Raw genomic sequence first — 15,214 nt, 5'->3', positions numbered from 1 at the left:
ACGACGACCTCCAGCGGACCGTTCTTTGTCCGGCGTGCCGGAGGAGGTGTATGGACGTCACCTACGCGCCGATCGGCGTCGTTCGCTCGCCGTACGGCTCGCCAGACGACGTACCGACGCCCCGCGACGCCGACGTCGCGTCGCGCGTCGAACTCGACGAAGCGTACGCCGACGGTCTGGACGGCCTCGACGAGTTCTCCCACGTCGTCGTGCTCGCACATCTCGACGGCATCGAGGACTCCCATCTTCGCGCGCGCCCGCCGCACGCCGACGGCGTCGAGGTCGGCGTGTTCGCCAGCCGGAGCCCCCACCGACCGAACCCCATCGCGCAGTCGGTCGTCCGCCTGGACGACGTGGACGGGACGACCCTCCACGTGAACGGCCTGGACCTCGTCGACGGAACGCCCGTGCTCGACGTGAAGCCGTACGTCGGCGGCGTCGACGAAGCCGACCTGACCCGCGGGTGGCTCGAGGACCTGGAAGGGTGACGGCGGCCGCGACGCGGGACCGGACGGCGGCGAAGGCGTCGTGGGACCGTGCGACCGCAGACCGGGGCGATTTTTACGCCAGGGCTCCCGTGAGTCATCCATGACGAACGTCTCAGCCGCGGGACTGGGCATCGGGCCGGACCACCCGCCGCGCGTCATGGGCGTCCTGAACGTCAGCGAGGAGTCGCCGTACGACCCGAGCGTCTACGACGACCCCGGGGCCGCGGCGGCGTACGTCGACGAGGAGCTCGTCGGCGAGGGCGCCGACATCGTCGACGTGGGCCTGGAGTCGGCGAACAAGCGCTTCGAGGTGCTCTCCGCCGAGGAGGAACTGGACAGGCTCGACGTCGCCGTCGAGACCATCGAGCGCGTCGACGGCGACGCCGTCTTCTCCATCGAGACGCGGTACGCCGAGGTGGCCGCGGCAGCACTCGACCGGGGGTTCGACATGGTCAACGACATCTGCGGGTTCGCCGACCCGGGGATGGCGGAGGTGTGTCGCGCCCGCGACGCCGCCGTCGTGAAGATGGCGAGCCCACCGGACCTCGAACGCCCCGGCGCAATCGAGCGCGTCGACGACATCTACGACGCGCTGGCGAGCGAGCCGCTGACGGACAAGACCATCGTCGACCCGGCGTTCGGCGGGTGGAGCGAGGCGAAGACGCTCGCCGACGACCGCGAGACGTTCCACCGGCTCGGGGAGTTCCGCGACATCGGCCGGCCCATCCTCGTCTCCATCAACCGCAAGAACTTCCTCGGCGACGTGGTCGACCGGCCGACCGAGGAGCGCCTGCCCGCCAGCCTCGCCGCGACCGCCCTCGCCGTCGAGCGCGGCGCGGACGTCGTCCGCACCCACGACGTCGCGGAGACTGTCGACGCCGCAAAGATCGGCCACGCGTTCGGGCGCGAGGAGTAACATGGAGTTCGCGACCTGGGAACCGGTCTACGAGGCCATCCTCGCCGACTTCGGGTTCGACCGCGCCGCCGACGAGCGCGGCCGCGACGTCCTCGCCGACCTCACCGAGCCGTTCGACCACGACCGCCTTGCGAGCATCGACGGTGCGACGGTCGCCGTCGCCGGCGCGGGGCCGTCTCTCTCTGCAGAGGTCGACCAGGCCGCCGACGCGGACGTCGTGGTCGCCGCCTCCACCGCCGCCGACGTCCTGCTCGACGCCGGCGTCGCGGTCGACTGCATGGTGACCGACCTCGACAAGAACCCCGATACGGCGCGCTATTTGACCGAGCGAGGCGTGCCGGTCGCCGCGCACGCTCACGGCGACAATCTCGGGGGCGTCCGCGAGCACGTTCCGACATTCGACCACGACCACGTGCTGGCGACGACGCAGGCGGCCCCGCGCGGCCCGGTCGAGAACTTCGGCGGGTTCACCGACGGCGACCGGGCGGCGTTCCTCGCGGACCACTTCGACGCGGCCGAACTCGTCTTCCCGGGGTGGGATCTCGACGACCCCGACGTCGGGCGGGTGAAGGCGAAGAAACTCCGGTGGGCCGAGCGCCTGCTCCGGTGGCTGGAGCGGCGGCGCGGCGAGCGGTTCGCAGTACTCGACGGCCGCCGCGACGACGTCGACGAGGGCGCGCTCCCCGACTGAGGCGCGTCCTCCCCCGTCGCACCCTGTCGGTGCTGTCGAAAGCCGTCGTGAGTGACGGGAAGGGCGTGCCGGACCGTGTGTGCGGAGTCGATACGTGGGTTCTCTTCGCTTCTGGGGCTCGGCACCCGACCGGGACGTCGTACTGTGAGCGGCGATGTCCGCCTATCCCGGCCCGAGGGCCGCGATGTCGGCTCCCACCGTCGCCAGTGCGTCGGCGGGGTTGGGGTCGCTGTCGGCCAGGTGCGTGTACCGGTGGTCCGGGACGCTCGACAGCGACGCCGTGACGGCCTCGCTGTACGCCTCGACGCCCGGTTCCGTCGGTTCGTCGCCACCCCAGACGTCCCGGATGACCGTCATCGAATCGATGCGCACCTCCAGCCGGCGTGGCTCGTAGCGCGCCAGCAGTTCGGAGAGCCCGAGCTGGAGAGCGACGTACTCGGCAGTGTTGTTCCCCGTCCGGGAGCCGACGGGTCGGCCGAGCCGGGCGAGTTCCTCCCCGTCGGCGTCCACGATGACAGCGCCTGCACCTGCGGGGCCGGGGTTGCCTCGCGAACTGCCGTCGACGTAGAGGACGAACGCGTCGCCCGTCGGTTCGGGGACGGATGGTCGGTCGAGGTCCGACGCCAGCAGGCTTTCGAGCGCGCGACGTAACTCGGTCGAGGTGGTCGCGGGGTCGAACAGACCGCCGTGGCCGGGGACGGCGTCGTTGATGGCGTCGGTGGCGGCCGCCATCTCGTAGCCGACGCCCGCGAGCACCTCGTCGACGAGCGTGGCGAGCGGCGAGAGATGTTCGGCCGGAAGGGGGTCGTCGGTCACGCCACGTCCTCCGTCGGAGTTCGGTCCGGAGCGCTCCCGTCATCGCACTCGGTCGAACTCGTTGGCTGGTCGCACCACTGCATATCGGCCCTCGGTGGTCGAGCGGGATAATCCCTTCCGGTGGCACGGTGAACGACTGATGAAACGGGCGCGGCTACGCTTCGGTGAAGAACAGGACGAACAGCGTGAGTCCTGCGCAGCCCAGCCAGAGCAACGGCTGGGGTTCTCCAGTCTTGCCTGTGAAGTATGCGGCCAGGGCACCGAGTAGTATCGCTATCAGGGACAGTCCGATTTCGATTCGGTCGTCGACGTCGACTTTCGGCACTGAAGTGTCTGTCATGTGTGTACTCCTGGATCAGTCCTCGTCGTCTGGTTCGTACGTGAAGATGTCCTCTATCGCACAGTCGAAGTAACGTGCGAGCTTGAACGCGAGTTCGAGCGAGGGGTCGTAGCGACCGCGCTCGATCGCGTTGATCGTCTGTCGTGCGACGTCGAGTTCCTTCGCTAACTCCTCCTGCGTGACGTCGGCCTTCGCGCGCCAGACTTTCAGGTTGTTCTCCATGGTGGGTCAGATCGTCCGACTGTTGTACGCCATCGCACCGACGAATGCGACGATTCCGACCGTCTGCACTGCCATCAGGGCGTCCTTGGCAGAAACCGTGCCGCCGTACCGGGGAAGCGAGACCATCAGCGAGGACGACACGCCCAGCATCAACAGCCACGCAGCGGCACCCGACCGATGAGTGATCCGGTTCATCCGTTCGTCGCTGAGCAGGCGGCCCCATATCCTGTCGTCGAGGAACACGCCCGCCGCGAACAGGGTCCCCCAGGTGACGATCGAGCCACCGACTGCGAGCCCGAGCGCGAGCTCCTGGGACGACACCAGGTCGGCACCGGCAGTCGACGCGACCATTCCGACGACCATGACCACGATAGGGACGTCTCGTTTGAGGACGACCATGTGTGTCAGAGATGTTTGACACTACGTAATAAATCTTTTCCATTATGTAATTGGAGGGTTCCAATACGTCGCTTACTGGCGTCGTCAACAGGAGGAGGCGTCGACTTCTGTCGTGTCAGTGGCCGACGCTCGGGTTGACGAGACGCTGCGACCATGCCAGGCCAGACGTGGTCCAGGCGAGAGCAGAAAGAGAACCGTATCGAGTGACCCATCCACCCGAACGCTGGACTGTTCGAGATTCCCGCTATCCATTCAGCACGGCCCCGACAGAGTAGCAACACTGGGGATGGCAGCAGCGGGACCCCATCGTGCCCGTCGCTCCCCGTCGTCCCCAACTGCACCCTGGTTTTATGCCACGGCGAGAACAGTGCTAACGCATGGCGTACGACACGTCGTTCCTCGGCGACCTGCTCGACGACGACCAGTTCTCCGTCGGCGACTCCCACCGCGACGGCCACGCCGCGGACTGGGGGACGCCGGACGACGAGGCTGTCCGGCCCGACGCCGTCGTCTGGCCGGAGTCGACCGCGGACGTGTCGGCGGTGCTCGCGGCGGCGAACGAGCGCGGCGTCCCGGTCACGCCGTACGCGGCGGGGACGAGCCTGGAGGGCAACGCCACGCCCGCCCGCGGCGGCATCAGCCTCGACGTGACGCGGATGGACGCGGTCCTCGACGTGCGGCCCGAGGACTTCCAGGTCGACGTCGAACCGGGCGTGATGGGCACCGAGGTCGACGACGCCGTCGCGAGCGAGGGGCTGTTCTTCCCGCCGCTGCCTTCCTCGGGCGACATCTCGACCGTCGGCGGCATGATCGCCAACGACGCCAGCGGGATGCAGACCGTGAAGTACGGCGAGGTGGCCGACTGGGTGCTCGAACTGGAGGCCGTCCTCGCTGACGGGTCGGTGATAACGGCAGGGAGCAGGGCGGTCAAGACCTCCAGCGGCTACAACCTGAAAGAGTTCCTGGTAGGGAGCGAGGGAACGCTGGCGGTCGTCACCAGGGCGACGCTGGAACTGGCGGGGCGACCCGAGCAGGTCCGCGGCGGGCGCGCATTGTTTCCGTCGCTCGACGACGCGACCGCGGCCGTCGCGGACGCCGTGCGCTCCGGGGTCGACGTCGCGACCATCGAACTGGTGGACGCGACGAGCGCGACGATGGCCAACGCCTACACGGGGACGGACCTGCCGGACGCGCCGACGGTGTTCCTGAAGTTCCACGCCAACCACGGCGTCGAGGAGGAGGTCGCGTTCTGTCGCTCGGTGTTCGAGAGCCACGACGTCGAGCGGTTCGACGTCGTCGACGAGGACGCGATGGACGACCTCTGGCAGGCGCGGCGCGACCTCGCCTTCGCCGTCCAGTCCTACGACCCGGACCTGACGCCGCTCCACCCCGGCGACGTGACGGTCCCCATCAGCGCCTACCCCGAGATGGTGCAGTACGTGACCGACCTCGCCGACGAGCGCGACCTGCTCGTCCCCTGCTTCGGGCACGCCGGCGACGGCAACCTCCACTTCTCGGTGCTGGTCGACGAGACCGACCCCGACCACGTCGCGCGCGGCGAGCGAACGCAGGACGACGTCGTGGAGCGAGCCATCGAACTCGGCGGCACCGCGACCGGCGAGCACGGCATCGGCCGGGGGAAACGCGAGTACCTGGTCGCGGAGCACGGCGCGGCGACCGTCGACGCGATGCGCCGGGTGAAGCATGCGCTGGACCCGGAGGACACGCTGAATCCGGGGAAGGTGTTCCCCGAGACGGTCGACGGCGGACGCGTGGGGGACGACGTCGTCGACGAATAGTCTAGCAGTAGTCGCCGAATTTGGCTGCTGTGTTGCACGTCGAATCGACTATTTCTCCAGGACCAGAGTTGCCGACTGATGGCCACAGACCGCGGCCCTGACCCCGATACGACTTTCACGTCGACGTCGTCCGGCAAGGCATCAACACGACTATCTGATGGCTGATTGCGGAACTGCAACATAGCGGCCAAACCTGGGACTGCTGCTAGTCGTGGACGAGGACGTCGACGACGCTCGGGCCGTCCTCGTCGAGCGCGGTCGTCAGCGCATCCTCGACCTCGTCGTGGGTCTCCGCCAGGTGGCCGCTCGCGCCGTGGCTCTCGGCGTTCGTGGGGATGTCGACCGGCGGGTCGAAGTCCATGCCGACGAACTCGTGGTCGTCTTCCTCACCGCCCATGAGGTCGAGGGTGTTGTCCTTCAGGATGCGGTAGTTGCGGTTGTCCGGCACGACGACGGTGAGGTCGACGTCGTAGCGCGCGGCGGAGTACAGCGTCTGCGGGTAGTAGAGGTAGGAGCCGTCGCCGACGAAGCCGACGACGTCGCGGGAGTCGTCGCGCTCGCGCTCGGCCATCGCCGCGCCGACGGCAGCGGGCAGGCCGTACCCCAGTCCGCCGCCCTTGTTCGAGAGGTACGCCTCGCGGTCGAAGTCCCAGCGCGTCAGCAGCGCGTACTTGCTGGTGATGCTCTCGTCGACGACGTAGGCGTCCGGTGCGACCGCCTGCATCGCGTCGACGAGGTCCGCCTTCGAGGCGCGCGGGTCGTCCGGGGCCTCGTCGGCCCCCATCGCTTCCATCCGCTGGCCGGCGAAGGTCTTGAACTGCTCGACGCGCTCCAGTCGTTCCGTGCGTTCCTGGTCGGAGACGCCGTCTTCGACGCGGTCGGCGACGGCGTCCATCACGAGGCCGAGGTCGCCGACGACGGCGGCGTCCGCCGGGTGGTTCTTCCCCACCTGCCACGGTTCGTCGTTCAGGTCGACGACGGTCGTGTCGGCCGAGAGCAGTTCCCGCTCGTGACGGACGAGGGTGGTGTTGGTCGAACAGCCCGCGAAGACGACGGTGTCGCTGTTGAGGACGGCGGCCGCGACGTCCTCGTCCGGCGGAACGTGGGACACCCACTGGTCGTGGTCGGTCGGGAAGTCCATCTCGCAGGACAGTATCTCTGCGTGGACGCGCGCGCCCGCCGCCTCCGCGAGGCGGACCGCCGCGTCGACGGGGTCGGTCTCCGACCACGCGCCGTGGCGCGGGACGTGGTCGCCGACGACGAGCACGGGGTCGTCCGCGTCGACGAGCAGGTCCGCCGCGCGCTCGACGGCCGTCGGGTCGCCCGCGCCGGGGTTCTGTATCGGTCCGAGCGGCTCCGGGTCGGCGTCGGTCGCGGCCATCGTCACGTCGAGCGGGAGGGCGAGGAACACGGGGCCGGTCGGCGGCGTCGTCGCCACGCGGAACGCCCGCCGGAGCATCGTCGGCAGGGCCGAGACGTCGGTCACCTCCGCGCTCCACTTGGTGAACTGGTCGGTCATCGCCTCGAGGTCGCCGTCGAGGATGGGCTCCTCGTGGCGGAAGTCGAGGCTGTGGGCACCCGCGGTGACGACCAGCGGTGCGCCAGCGACGGCCGCGCCGTAGAGGTTGCCGAGGCCGTGGGCGACCCCCGGCGCGACGTGGAGGTTCACGACGCCGGCCGGCGTGCCCGACAGCTCGTCGGCGCGGTAGCGACGGGTGCTCGCGTACCCCGCCGCCATGCCGACCGCGACGTCCTCGTGGGCCGCGAGCACGTACTCGAGGTCGCTGTCCGCCATGGCCGACATGACGGGCAGCTCGGTCGTGCCGGGGTTGCCGAACACGTGGTCGACGCCGTAGGATTCGAGCGTCTCGACGAACAGGTCCGCCCCGGTGCGGTCCGTTACCATACCGGGTCGTCGCCGCGAACCGGCAAAAACGTTCGTCCACCGGAACGCGACGAAGGAACGACGGAATACGTCTTCCACCCCAACGAATAAGCCGAATGAGAATAGAGTACGAGTATGTATCACGTACTCATAGCGCTGGACGAGGACGAGGACCGAGGCCGCTCGCAGGCGAAAGCCGTCGCGGATCTTCCGGCGGCCGACTCCGAGGTCGAGGCGACGCTGCTGCACACGTTCACCGACAATCCCGGCGGCGCGTCGGTGACGCAGGTCGCCGGCGTCCGACGTGCCCAGGAGGTACTCGACGAGGCAGGCATCGAGACCGACGTCGTCGAGACGAGCGGCGACCCCGCCGAGGAGATCCTGGAGGTCGCGCGCGAGCAGGACGTCGACGCCATCTTCGTCGGCGGCCGCAAGCGATCGCCCGCCGGGAAGGCGCTGTTCGGGAGCGTCGTCCAGTCCGTCGTGCTCGACGCCGACCGGCCCGTCATGGTCACCGGCGACGTGAAGGTCGACGAGTAACGCAGCGAACCGATTTTTCCTGGCAACTGCCGTCCGTGGCAGCCACAGCTCCGGGCGTCGCTCTCGGTACAACGGCCGCAGAAGAGGGTGTCGAACCGCCGGGGAATCAGTCGTAGACGGTCCGCAGCGTCTCGATGATCGCCTCGGTGCCGACGCCCCCGGTCGTCGTCTCCGCGAGCTCGCCGTCGCGGAACGCGAGGACGGCCGGCGCGGCGTCGACCTCGAACTCGCGGCGGAACTCGACGACGTCGTCGCCGTCCATGCCCGCGAACGCCACGTCGTCCGGGGCGGCGTCGCGGATGCGGTCGAGGTCTTCCGCCACCGCCTTGCAGGGTGCACAGTCGCGCTTCCAGATGGAGACGACGCAGTCCGGGTTCGCCGCGAGGAACTCGGGGTAGGCGTCGTCGCCGAGCTCCCGGAGGTCGTCGGGCACCGGCGAGGACGGACCGATGCGGTCGACCATCTCGGCCATGACGCCGATCTCGTCTGCGGAGTAGTCGCCGTCGAGGTGGGCGTGGAGCGCGAGGTAGTAGCTGAACTCCGCCCGGGTCACCTCGATCTCACGGGCCTCCTCCACGGAGACGCCGAACGCGTCAGCGACGGCCTCGTCGAACGCCTCTGGGGTGACGCTGGCGTACGTGTCCAGGTAGATGGACCAGCGGTGCTCGAAGTCCTCGGTGAGCGAGACGGTCTCGTTCTCGACGACGACGTCCTCCGCAACGAGCGCGTCGAAGAGGGCGTCCGCGTCCATGTCAGACTCCAAGATACCGCTCCCTCGTCTCCTCGTCGTCGCGGAGTCGCTCGGCCGTCCCGTCGAAGACGATCTCGCCCTGGTCGACCACGTAGCAGCGGTCTGCCAGCTTGATGGCGGCCGCTGCGTTCTGCTCGACCAGCAGGATGGTCGTCCCGCTCTCGCTGATGCGCCGGATGGCGTCCTCGACGTTGGCGATGATCTGCGGGGCCAGGCCCTCGTACGGTTCGTCCAGCATCAGCAGGTCGGTGTTCTGCTTCAGCGCCCGCGCGATGGCGAGCATCTGCTGTTCGCCGCCCGACAGCGTTCCGGCCTTCTGTTCACGACGTTCACGGAGCCGTTCGAACTCCTCGTACACCTCCTCGGTCGTCATGCCCTCGTGCTGGACGTCGGGCAACGAGCGACCGATGGTGTTCGACACGTTCTGGTCCACCTCCGCGAGATGGAGGTTCTCCGCGACCGTGAGGTCGGGGAAGACGCGGCGCTCCTCGGGGACGAGCGAGATTCCGTGCGAGGAGACGTCCTCGGGGTCGTTGCTGGTGATGTCCTCGCCCCGGAAGTGTATCGACCCCCCGCGGACGTCCGGCGGTTGCGCGCCGGCGATGCTGCGGAGGGTCGTCGTCTTCCCCGCACCGTTGCGGCCGAGCAGTGCACACACTTCGCCCTCCTCGACGCGCATCGACACGTCGCGGAGGATGTGGCTCTCGTCGTAGTAGGCGTCGACGTCCGCCAGTTCGAGCAGGCTCACAGTTCGACACCTCCCAGGTACGCCTCCTGGACGCGGGGGTCGCCCTGTACCTCGTCGGGCGTCCCCCGGGCGATGACGCCGCCGCGGTTCAACACGATGATGCGGTCGGAGACGTTGAACACGATCTCCATGTCGTGCTCGACGAGCAGGATGGTGAGCCCGTGCTCCTCCTTGACCTGCTCGATGAGGTCGACCGTCGCGTGGGTCTCCTCCGGCGACATCCCGGCCGTGGGTTCGTCCATCAACAGGAGGTCGGGTTCGCTCGCGAGCGCGATGCCGAGTTCGAGGCGACGCTTGTCGCCGTACGGCAGGTCGGCCGCGGTCGTGTCCCGCTGGCCGAGCAGGCCGACGGAGTCGAGCGTCTCGTGGGTCAGCTCTGCGACCTCCGGGTAGTGGTTCTGGTGCCGGAGGAAGTTGAACCGGAACGACCCGTGCTCGGCCGCCAGCGCGGCGATGCGAGCGTTTTCCTCCACGGTGAGCTCCGGGAAGATGGAGGCGGTCTGGAACGACTTGCTGACCCCCATCTGGACGACGTCGTAGGGGTCCAGGTCGGTGATCGTCTCGCCCTTGAAGCGGATGTCGCCGTCCGTCGGGTCGAGCATCCGGGTGATGAGGTTGATGAGCGTCGACTTGCCCGCGCCGTTCGGGCCGATGACGCTCACCCGTTCGTCCTCCTGGATGTCGAGGTCGACGTCGTCGACGGCGACGAGGCCGCCGAACTCCTTGGTGAGTCCGCGGGTCTCGAGCAGCGACATCAGTTCTCACCTCCCCGTTCTCCGCCGGGGGAGTCCGACAGCTTCTCGCGGACGGTACCCGGGATACCCCAGATGCCGTCGGGGAAGAGGACGACGACGACCACGAAGACGAGGCCGAGGATGAGGTGCCAGTAGGGCTGCACCACGGCGTAGCCCGAGACGACGTTCTCGACGTAGATGTAGATGCCCGCGCCGAGCATCGGGCCGACCATCGACCCGGCACCGCCGAGGACGGTCATCACGACGATCTCGCCGCTGGTCGTCCAGTCGAGCGATTGGATCGGCACGTAGCCGCCCTGGACGACGAAGAGGCTGCCCGCGGTGCCGGCGAACGCCCCGGAGAGGACGAACGCCATCAGCTTGTACCGCCAGACGTTCAGCCCCACGAACTCCGCGCGCTGTTCGTTCTCCCGGATCGCCTTGAACACCAGCCCGTACGGCGAGTGCAGGATGCGCGCGATGGCGACCACGGTCAGCACCGTGATGGTGCCGACGAAGAGGTACATCCAGTCGCCGATCACCGGGAGCGGCGTGCTGAGCGGGACGGACTCGGTCGGACCGAACAGGTCGAGGAAACCGAAGAGGTTCCCGACGGCGACGTTCGTGAACCCGTTCTCGCCGTTCGTCAGTCCGGAGAGCGGCGAGACCGCCAGGTGGAACGCCATCTGCCCGAACGCCAGCGTCAGTATCGAGAAGTAGATGCCGCTGCGCCGGAGCGTGATGACGCCGAGCATCACCGAAAGCACCACGGCGAACAGGGTGCCGAACAGCACCACGAGTATCGGACTTCCGCTCACCTGCGCGCTGAAGATGCCGGCTGCGTAGGCGGCGCCGCCCCAGAACACCGCGTGGCCGAACGACAGCAGGCCGACGTAGCCCAGCAGCAGGTTGAAGCCCAGCGCGAAGATGCCCCAGATGAGGATGAGCGACGTCAGCGACTGGTAGCCGTCCAGGACGTTGCTGACGACGGGTGCCCGGACGAGCACCCAGGGGAAGAGGACGACAGCGAGAGTCGTGATGCCGACGAGCGAGCGCTCGTCGCTGCCGAACCACGACCACACCGGAATCGCTCCCGGTTCGACGACCGCGCTGCCTTCCTCCGCTGGCGGGTCGGCGGTGCCGTCCGTCATGGCGTCACCTCCTCGGTGCCGAGCAGCCCCTGCGGTCGCGCCAGCAGGATGATCGCGGCGAGCACGTAGATGCCGACCTGCGACCACTGCGGAGCGACGGCGACCAGCGACGAGAGGGTGAGCCCGACGAGGACGCCCCCGAGGACCGCGCCCCTGATGCTCCCGACGCCGCCGATGACGACGACGAGGAACGAGGGGACCAGGGTCTCCATCCCGATGTAGGGATTCACCGTGTAGAGAGCGCCACCGACGACCCCGGCGACGCCGGCGAGCGCCGCGCCGACGCCGAACACCATGAGGTACGGCCGGCTGATCTTGATGCCGAGCAGCTGGACCATCTCCGCGTCGAGGGTGCCCGCGCGGACCACGAGCCCGAAGTCTGTGAATTCGATGAGCGCGTACACGAGCACGACGAGGACGAAGGTGATGCCGATGACGTAGAGCCGCCACTTCCCGATGGTGCCGACCAGCGGCATCGAGACCGGGCCGGTCGCCCAGCCAGGTTGACTGAAGTTGTAGCTCTGTGCGCCGAACAGGATCTTGAACGCCTCCTGGACGACGATGGCGAGTCCGAACGTCAACAGAATCTGGTCGGTGTCTGGTCGGTCGTAGAACGGGCGGGCGACGAACCGCTCCATCAGCAGCCCGATGGCGAACACGACGACCGGGGCGACGATGAGAGCGGGAAGGAAGCCCCAGCCCAGTCCGAGTTCGGTGATTCCCCACTCCGCAAGTTTCCCGCCCACCGGTTTCTCGAGTGCTACGAGCATTCCGACGTACGTGCCGACGAGGTACAGCGCCCCGTGTGCGAAGTTGACGAACTTCAGCGTCCCCAGGATGATCGACAGTCCGATGGCGACGAGTACGTAGATCGCGCCCTGCTGAAGCCCGTTCAACAGGATCGTCGCCAGTTGTGAAACGATACTCACGGCTGCTCCTCCCTGCAGTACATAGCTATCATGTATCTGTAATCCATCACGTGTCTGGAAATCTGCTTCGAGTGTTAGTCACACACTACCATGCATAAACGTTGGCGTGGGTACTCGGTCGTCGCTGTCTACTTGGCCGAACCGAGTTCGCACTCCGCTGCGGGGCCCGAACCGCACTCGTAACCGAGCTTGTCGCGAGACGTGATCTCGACGATCTCGAAGTACTTGCCGGACTCCTGTTCGGACTTCGGCAGTCCCTTGACGACCGGCACCTCGCGCTGGGCCTGGTGGTCGCACTTGCGCATCAGCTCGTCGCCCATCCCCAGGTTGCCGTACTCGTGGCCCTCGAGCTGCTTGATGACCTCCGGCGAGTAGAACGTGCCGGCGCGTTCGACGGCGGCGGCGTACTGCAGCGTCTGGGCGTACGCCAGCTGGGCCGGCCCGGACGGCGTTCGACCGTCGTACTCGTCGCCGAACTCCTTCGTGAAGGAGTTCGACGGCTCGTTGTCGATCTGGGAGTCCCAGGCGACCGTCCCGAAGATGTTCTCGATGGCGCCGCCCGCCGCCTCCGCCATCGGGCGGTTGTACAGCGGCATCACGATCTCCATGTCCTGGTCGAGTCCGGCCTGGATCGCACCCTGCAGTGAGTTCGCGCCGTCGAGCCCGTAGTGGTTCAGGAACAAAGCGTCCGCGCCGGAGCTCGCGGCCTTCGAGAGGTACGACGAGTAGTCCTTGGTCCCCAGCGGCGTCGCGACGCTGTCGACCTGCGACCAGCCCGCCTCTTCGAAGAACTTCTTCATCGACGCCTGCTGGGTCTTGCCCCAGCTGTAGTCGGCGTACAGCTGGTAGAAGTCGAGGTCGTCCCCGTACTCGCTGGTGACGACCGGTGCGAGCGCCTGCCCGGTCATGTAGGCGTTGAACATCTCACGGAAGCCGTGCCGTCCACAGTCCTTCCCCGTGGTGTCGTTGGAGTGGGTCAGGCAGGCCATGAACATGACCTTCTTGCTCTGACAGAGCTCCTGGACGGCGATGGCCACTGCGCTCGACGACCCGCCGGACACCATCACGGCGTCGTCGCGGTCGATCATCCGTTTTGCGGACTTGCGTGCGGTGTCGGCGTCGGTCGCCGTGTCGCCCTCGACGTAGTCGACCGTCTTGCCGAGCACGCCGTCGCCCGAGAGGTCGCTCCAGTTGTCCACCCAGCCGCCGCCGTTGTTGAGGTGCTTCACCGCTAGCTTGTACGCTCGCAGTTCGTCTTTCCCCTCGGAGGCGTAGGGCCCCGACTTCGGGACGTTGAACCCGAACGTGACCGTGTCGCCTTCGACCGGGTAGTTGCCGAGTGCAGGGTAATCACCGTCTCCGTTACCACCGTCGCCGTCGTCACCACCACTGCTCAGGCAGCCGGCGAGGCCGGCGATTCCGGTGGCGCCCGCTGCACCGGTCATCTTCACGACATCTCTACGGTTGAGGTCTCTGGTACCATCCCGCATACTACCACGCAACATATTCATACCTAATAACCCTTTCCATATTCCGCATTGTTTTTAATACAGATTGTCGGCGAGCCGGCGTCAGTTCGTCCCGGAGGTCTGCCGAAATATTGTCGCGATAGAAACACTAAAGCCAGCTCGACCGGCGAACTTCCCCTGCTCTACTCCTCGCGTGCGACGAGTCGTTTAAGAGGTGAGGTGAGAGTGGCGAGGATGCCCCAGATGCCGCGCGGGAACAGCACCACGACGACCACGAAGACGAGGCCGAGGATGAGGTGCCAGTACGCCCCGTAGGCGGGATAGCCGCTGACGATGTTCTCGACGTAGAGGTAGACGCCGGCACCGAGCAGTGGCCCGAACAGGGAGCCGACGCCGCCGAGGACGGCCATCACGACCACCTCGCCGCTGGTCGTCCAGTACAGCGACTCCAGCGGGACGTATCCGCCGTGGACGACGAAGAGGCTGCCGGCGACGCCGGCGAACGCCCCGGAGAGGACGAACGCCATCAGCTTGTACCGCCAGACGTTCAGCCCCACGAACTCCGCGCGCTGTTCGTTCTCCCGGATCGCCTTGAACACCAGCCCGTACGGCGAGTGCAGGATGCGATAGGCGACGGCCACGCTCGCCACGGTCAGCGTGCCGACGAAGACGTACATCCAGTTGCCGAACAGGACCTCGAACGCCGGCGGCGGCGACGCCAGGCGGAACGTCCCGAGGAGGTCGCCCGTCTGAACGGTCGTGAACCCGTTCTCGCCGCCGGTGACGGTCGCGAACGGTCCCAGCGCGAGGTAGTAGGCCATCTGGCCGAACGCCAGCGTGAGGATGGCGAAGTAGATACCCCCGCGACGCAGCGAGACGACCCCGAGCACCCACGCCATCAGCACGGCGAACACCGTCCCCGCGACGACCATCAGCACCGGACTCCCCGAGACGGTCGAACTGAAGACGCCGGCGGCGTAGGCGGCGCCACCCCAGAACACCGCGTGGCCGAACGACAGCAGGCCGACGTAGCCCAGCAGGAGATTGAACCCCATGGCGAAGATGCCCCAGATGAGGACGAGCGACGCCAGCGACTGGTAGCCGTCCAGGACGTCGCTGACGACCGGTGCGCGGGCGAACAGCCACGGGAAGACGACCACGACGACCGTCGTCGCCACTACCACGGCGAGTTCGCTCTCTCGCAGGCGCTCCCAGCGGTCGAACCCACCGCTCTCGACGACGGTCCCCTCCGCTCGCTCCTCGACGAAGTCGCCGTCGCTCATCCGCTCACCTCCCCGTCGCCGGGTCGGCCGTGCAGTCGTCCCGGGGAGCGACA

Annotated in this window: 17 protein-coding genes; 5 read left to right on the top strand and 12 right to left on the bottom strand. The window is 67.7% G+C overall.

Annotated features, from left to right (window positions below):
• Positions 1 to 50: 50 nt before the first annotated feature.
• From tsaA to NKT36_RS14420, 3 genes are all read left to right on the top strand, one after another.
• A complete protein-coding gene (tsaA, locus tag NKT36_RS14430; protein WP_327051757.1) occupies positions 51 to 488 on the top strand; it encodes a tRNA (N6-threonylcarbamoyladenosine(37)-N6)-methyltransferase TrmO in 438 nt (145 codons plus the stop codon).
• Positions 489 to 588: 100 nt separating this feature from the next.
• The gene (gene folP, locus NKT36_RS14425) at positions 589 to 1,404 is read left to right on the top strand and encodes a dihydropteroate synthase (protein ID WP_327051756.1); all 816 of its coding nucleotides are present in this window, start codon (positions 589 to 591) and stop codon (positions 1,402 to 1,404) included.
• 1 nt (position 1,405) lies between these two features.
• Entirely contained in the window at positions 1,406 to 2,095 is a 690-nt protein-coding gene (locus NKT36_RS14420) for a 6-hydroxymethylpterin diphosphokinase MptE-like protein (protein ID WP_327051755.1), read from the top strand.
• A gap of 162 nt (positions 2,096 to 2,257) precedes the next feature.
• On the opposite strand, the gene NKT36_RS14415 is transcribed toward NKT36_RS14420, so the two are convergent.
• The 4 genes from NKT36_RS14415 to NKT36_RS14400 all read right to left on the bottom strand — a co-directional run bounded on the left by NKT36_RS14415 (position 2,258) and on the right by NKT36_RS14400 (position 3,872).
• Positions 2,258 to 2,911, bottom strand: coding sequence for a ribonuclease HI family protein (locus NKT36_RS14415; RefSeq protein WP_327051754.1), 654 nt, complete (start codon positions 2,909 to 2,911; stop codon positions 2,258 to 2,260).
• A gap of 154 nt (positions 2,912 to 3,065) precedes the next feature.
• On the bottom strand, positions 3,066 to 3,251 hold the full coding sequence (locus NKT36_RS14410; RefSeq protein WP_327051753.1) for a hypothetical protein: 186 nt from the start codon (positions 3,249 to 3,251) through the stop codon (positions 3,066 to 3,068).
• Between the two features lie 15 nt (positions 3,252 to 3,266).
• Positions 3,267 to 3,473 carry a helix-turn-helix transcriptional regulator gene (locus NKT36_RS14405; protein ID WP_327051752.1) on the bottom strand — a complete coding sequence of 69 codons (207 nt, stop codon included), beginning with the start codon at positions 3,471 to 3,473 and terminating at the stop codon, positions 3,267 to 3,269.
• 6 nt (positions 3,474 to 3,479) lie between these two features.
• Positions 3,480 to 3,872 (bottom strand): hypothetical protein, encoded by a 393-nt coding sequence (locus tag NKT36_RS14400; protein WP_327051751.1) that lies wholly within the window; start codon positions 3,870 to 3,872, stop codon positions 3,480 to 3,482.
• A gap of 377 nt (positions 3,873 to 4,249) precedes the next feature.
• Here NKT36_RS14400 and NKT36_RS14395 point away from each other — a divergent pair, with 377 nt between their 5' ends.
• Positions 4,250 to 5,671: an FAD-binding oxidoreductase gene (locus tag NKT36_RS14395; protein WP_327051750.1), complete on the top strand. Its 1,422-nt coding sequence runs from the start codon at positions 4,250 to 4,252 to the stop codon at positions 5,669 to 5,671.
• 205 nt (positions 5,672 to 5,876) lie between these two features.
• Here NKT36_RS14395 and NKT36_RS14390 read toward each other — a convergent pair whose 3' ends face one another.
• On the bottom strand, positions 5,877 to 7,577 hold the full coding sequence (locus tag NKT36_RS14390; RefSeq protein WP_327051749.1) for a thiamine pyrophosphate-binding protein: 1,701 nt from the start codon (positions 7,575 to 7,577) through the stop codon (positions 5,877 to 5,879).
• Positions 7,578 to 7,691: 114 nt separating this feature from the next.
• On the opposite strand from NKT36_RS14390, the gene NKT36_RS14385 reads away from it, so the two are divergent.
• Complete coding sequence (locus NKT36_RS14385; RefSeq protein WP_327051748.1) at positions 7,692 to 8,096, top strand: universal stress protein; 405 nt, start codon at positions 7,692 to 7,694, stop codon at positions 8,094 to 8,096.
• A gap of 106 nt (positions 8,097 to 8,202) precedes the next feature.
• On the opposite strand, the gene NKT36_RS14380 is transcribed toward NKT36_RS14385, so the two are convergent.
• The 7 genes from NKT36_RS14380 to NKT36_RS14350 all read right to left on the bottom strand — a co-directional run bounded on the left by NKT36_RS14380 (position 8,203) and on the right by NKT36_RS14350 (position 15,161).
• Positions 8,203 to 8,859 carry a thioredoxin family protein gene (locus NKT36_RS14380; RefSeq protein WP_327051747.1) on the bottom strand — a complete coding sequence of 219 codons (657 nt, stop codon included), beginning with the start codon at positions 8,857 to 8,859 and terminating at the stop codon, positions 8,203 to 8,205.
• On the bottom strand, positions 8,849 to 9,595 hold the full coding sequence (locus tag NKT36_RS14375; protein ID WP_327051746.1) for an ABC transporter ATP-binding protein: 747 nt from the start codon (positions 9,593 to 9,595) through the stop codon (positions 8,849 to 8,851). The genes NKT36_RS14380 and NKT36_RS14375 overlap by 11 nt, the downstream gene beginning before the upstream one ends.
• Entirely contained in the window at positions 9,592 to 10,350 is a 759-nt protein-coding gene (locus tag NKT36_RS14370) for an ABC transporter ATP-binding protein (RefSeq protein WP_327051745.1), read from the bottom strand. The genes NKT36_RS14375 and NKT36_RS14370 overlap by 4 nt, the downstream gene beginning before the upstream one ends.
• Positions 10,350 to 11,480 carry a branched-chain amino acid ABC transporter permease gene (locus NKT36_RS14365; protein ID WP_327051744.1) on the bottom strand — a complete coding sequence of 377 codons (1,131 nt, stop codon included), beginning with the start codon at positions 11,478 to 11,480 and terminating at the stop codon, positions 10,350 to 10,352. Before NKT36_RS14365 ends, NKT36_RS14370 begins: the two co-directional genes overlap by 1 nt.
• Positions 11,477 to 12,409, bottom strand: coding sequence for a branched-chain amino acid ABC transporter permease (locus NKT36_RS14360; protein ID WP_327051743.1), 933 nt, complete (start codon positions 12,407 to 12,409; stop codon positions 11,477 to 11,479). Before NKT36_RS14360 ends, NKT36_RS14365 begins: the two co-directional genes overlap by 4 nt.
• Before the next feature lie 128 nt (positions 12,410 to 12,537).
• A complete protein-coding gene (locus tag NKT36_RS14355) occupies positions 12,538 to 13,854 on the bottom strand; it encodes a substrate-binding protein (RefSeq protein ID WP_407652182.1) in 1,317 nt (438 codons plus the stop codon).
• Between the two features lie 206 nt (positions 13,855 to 14,060).
• Positions 14,061 to 15,161 carry a branched-chain amino acid ABC transporter permease gene (locus tag NKT36_RS14350; RefSeq protein WP_327051741.1) on the bottom strand — a complete coding sequence of 367 codons (1,101 nt, stop codon included), beginning with the start codon at positions 15,159 to 15,161 and terminating at the stop codon, positions 14,061 to 14,063.
• Positions 15,162 to 15,214 lie beyond the last annotated feature (53 nt).

The organism is Halomicrococcus gelatinilyticus (assembly GCA_024227995.1).
Lineage (GTDB): Archaea > Halobacteriota > Halobacteria > Halobacteriales > Haladaptataceae > Halomicrococcus > Halomicrococcus gelatinilyticus.
Note: the sequence above shows the minus strand (reverse complement) of the source record. Positions and strands in the feature narration are given on the sequence as shown.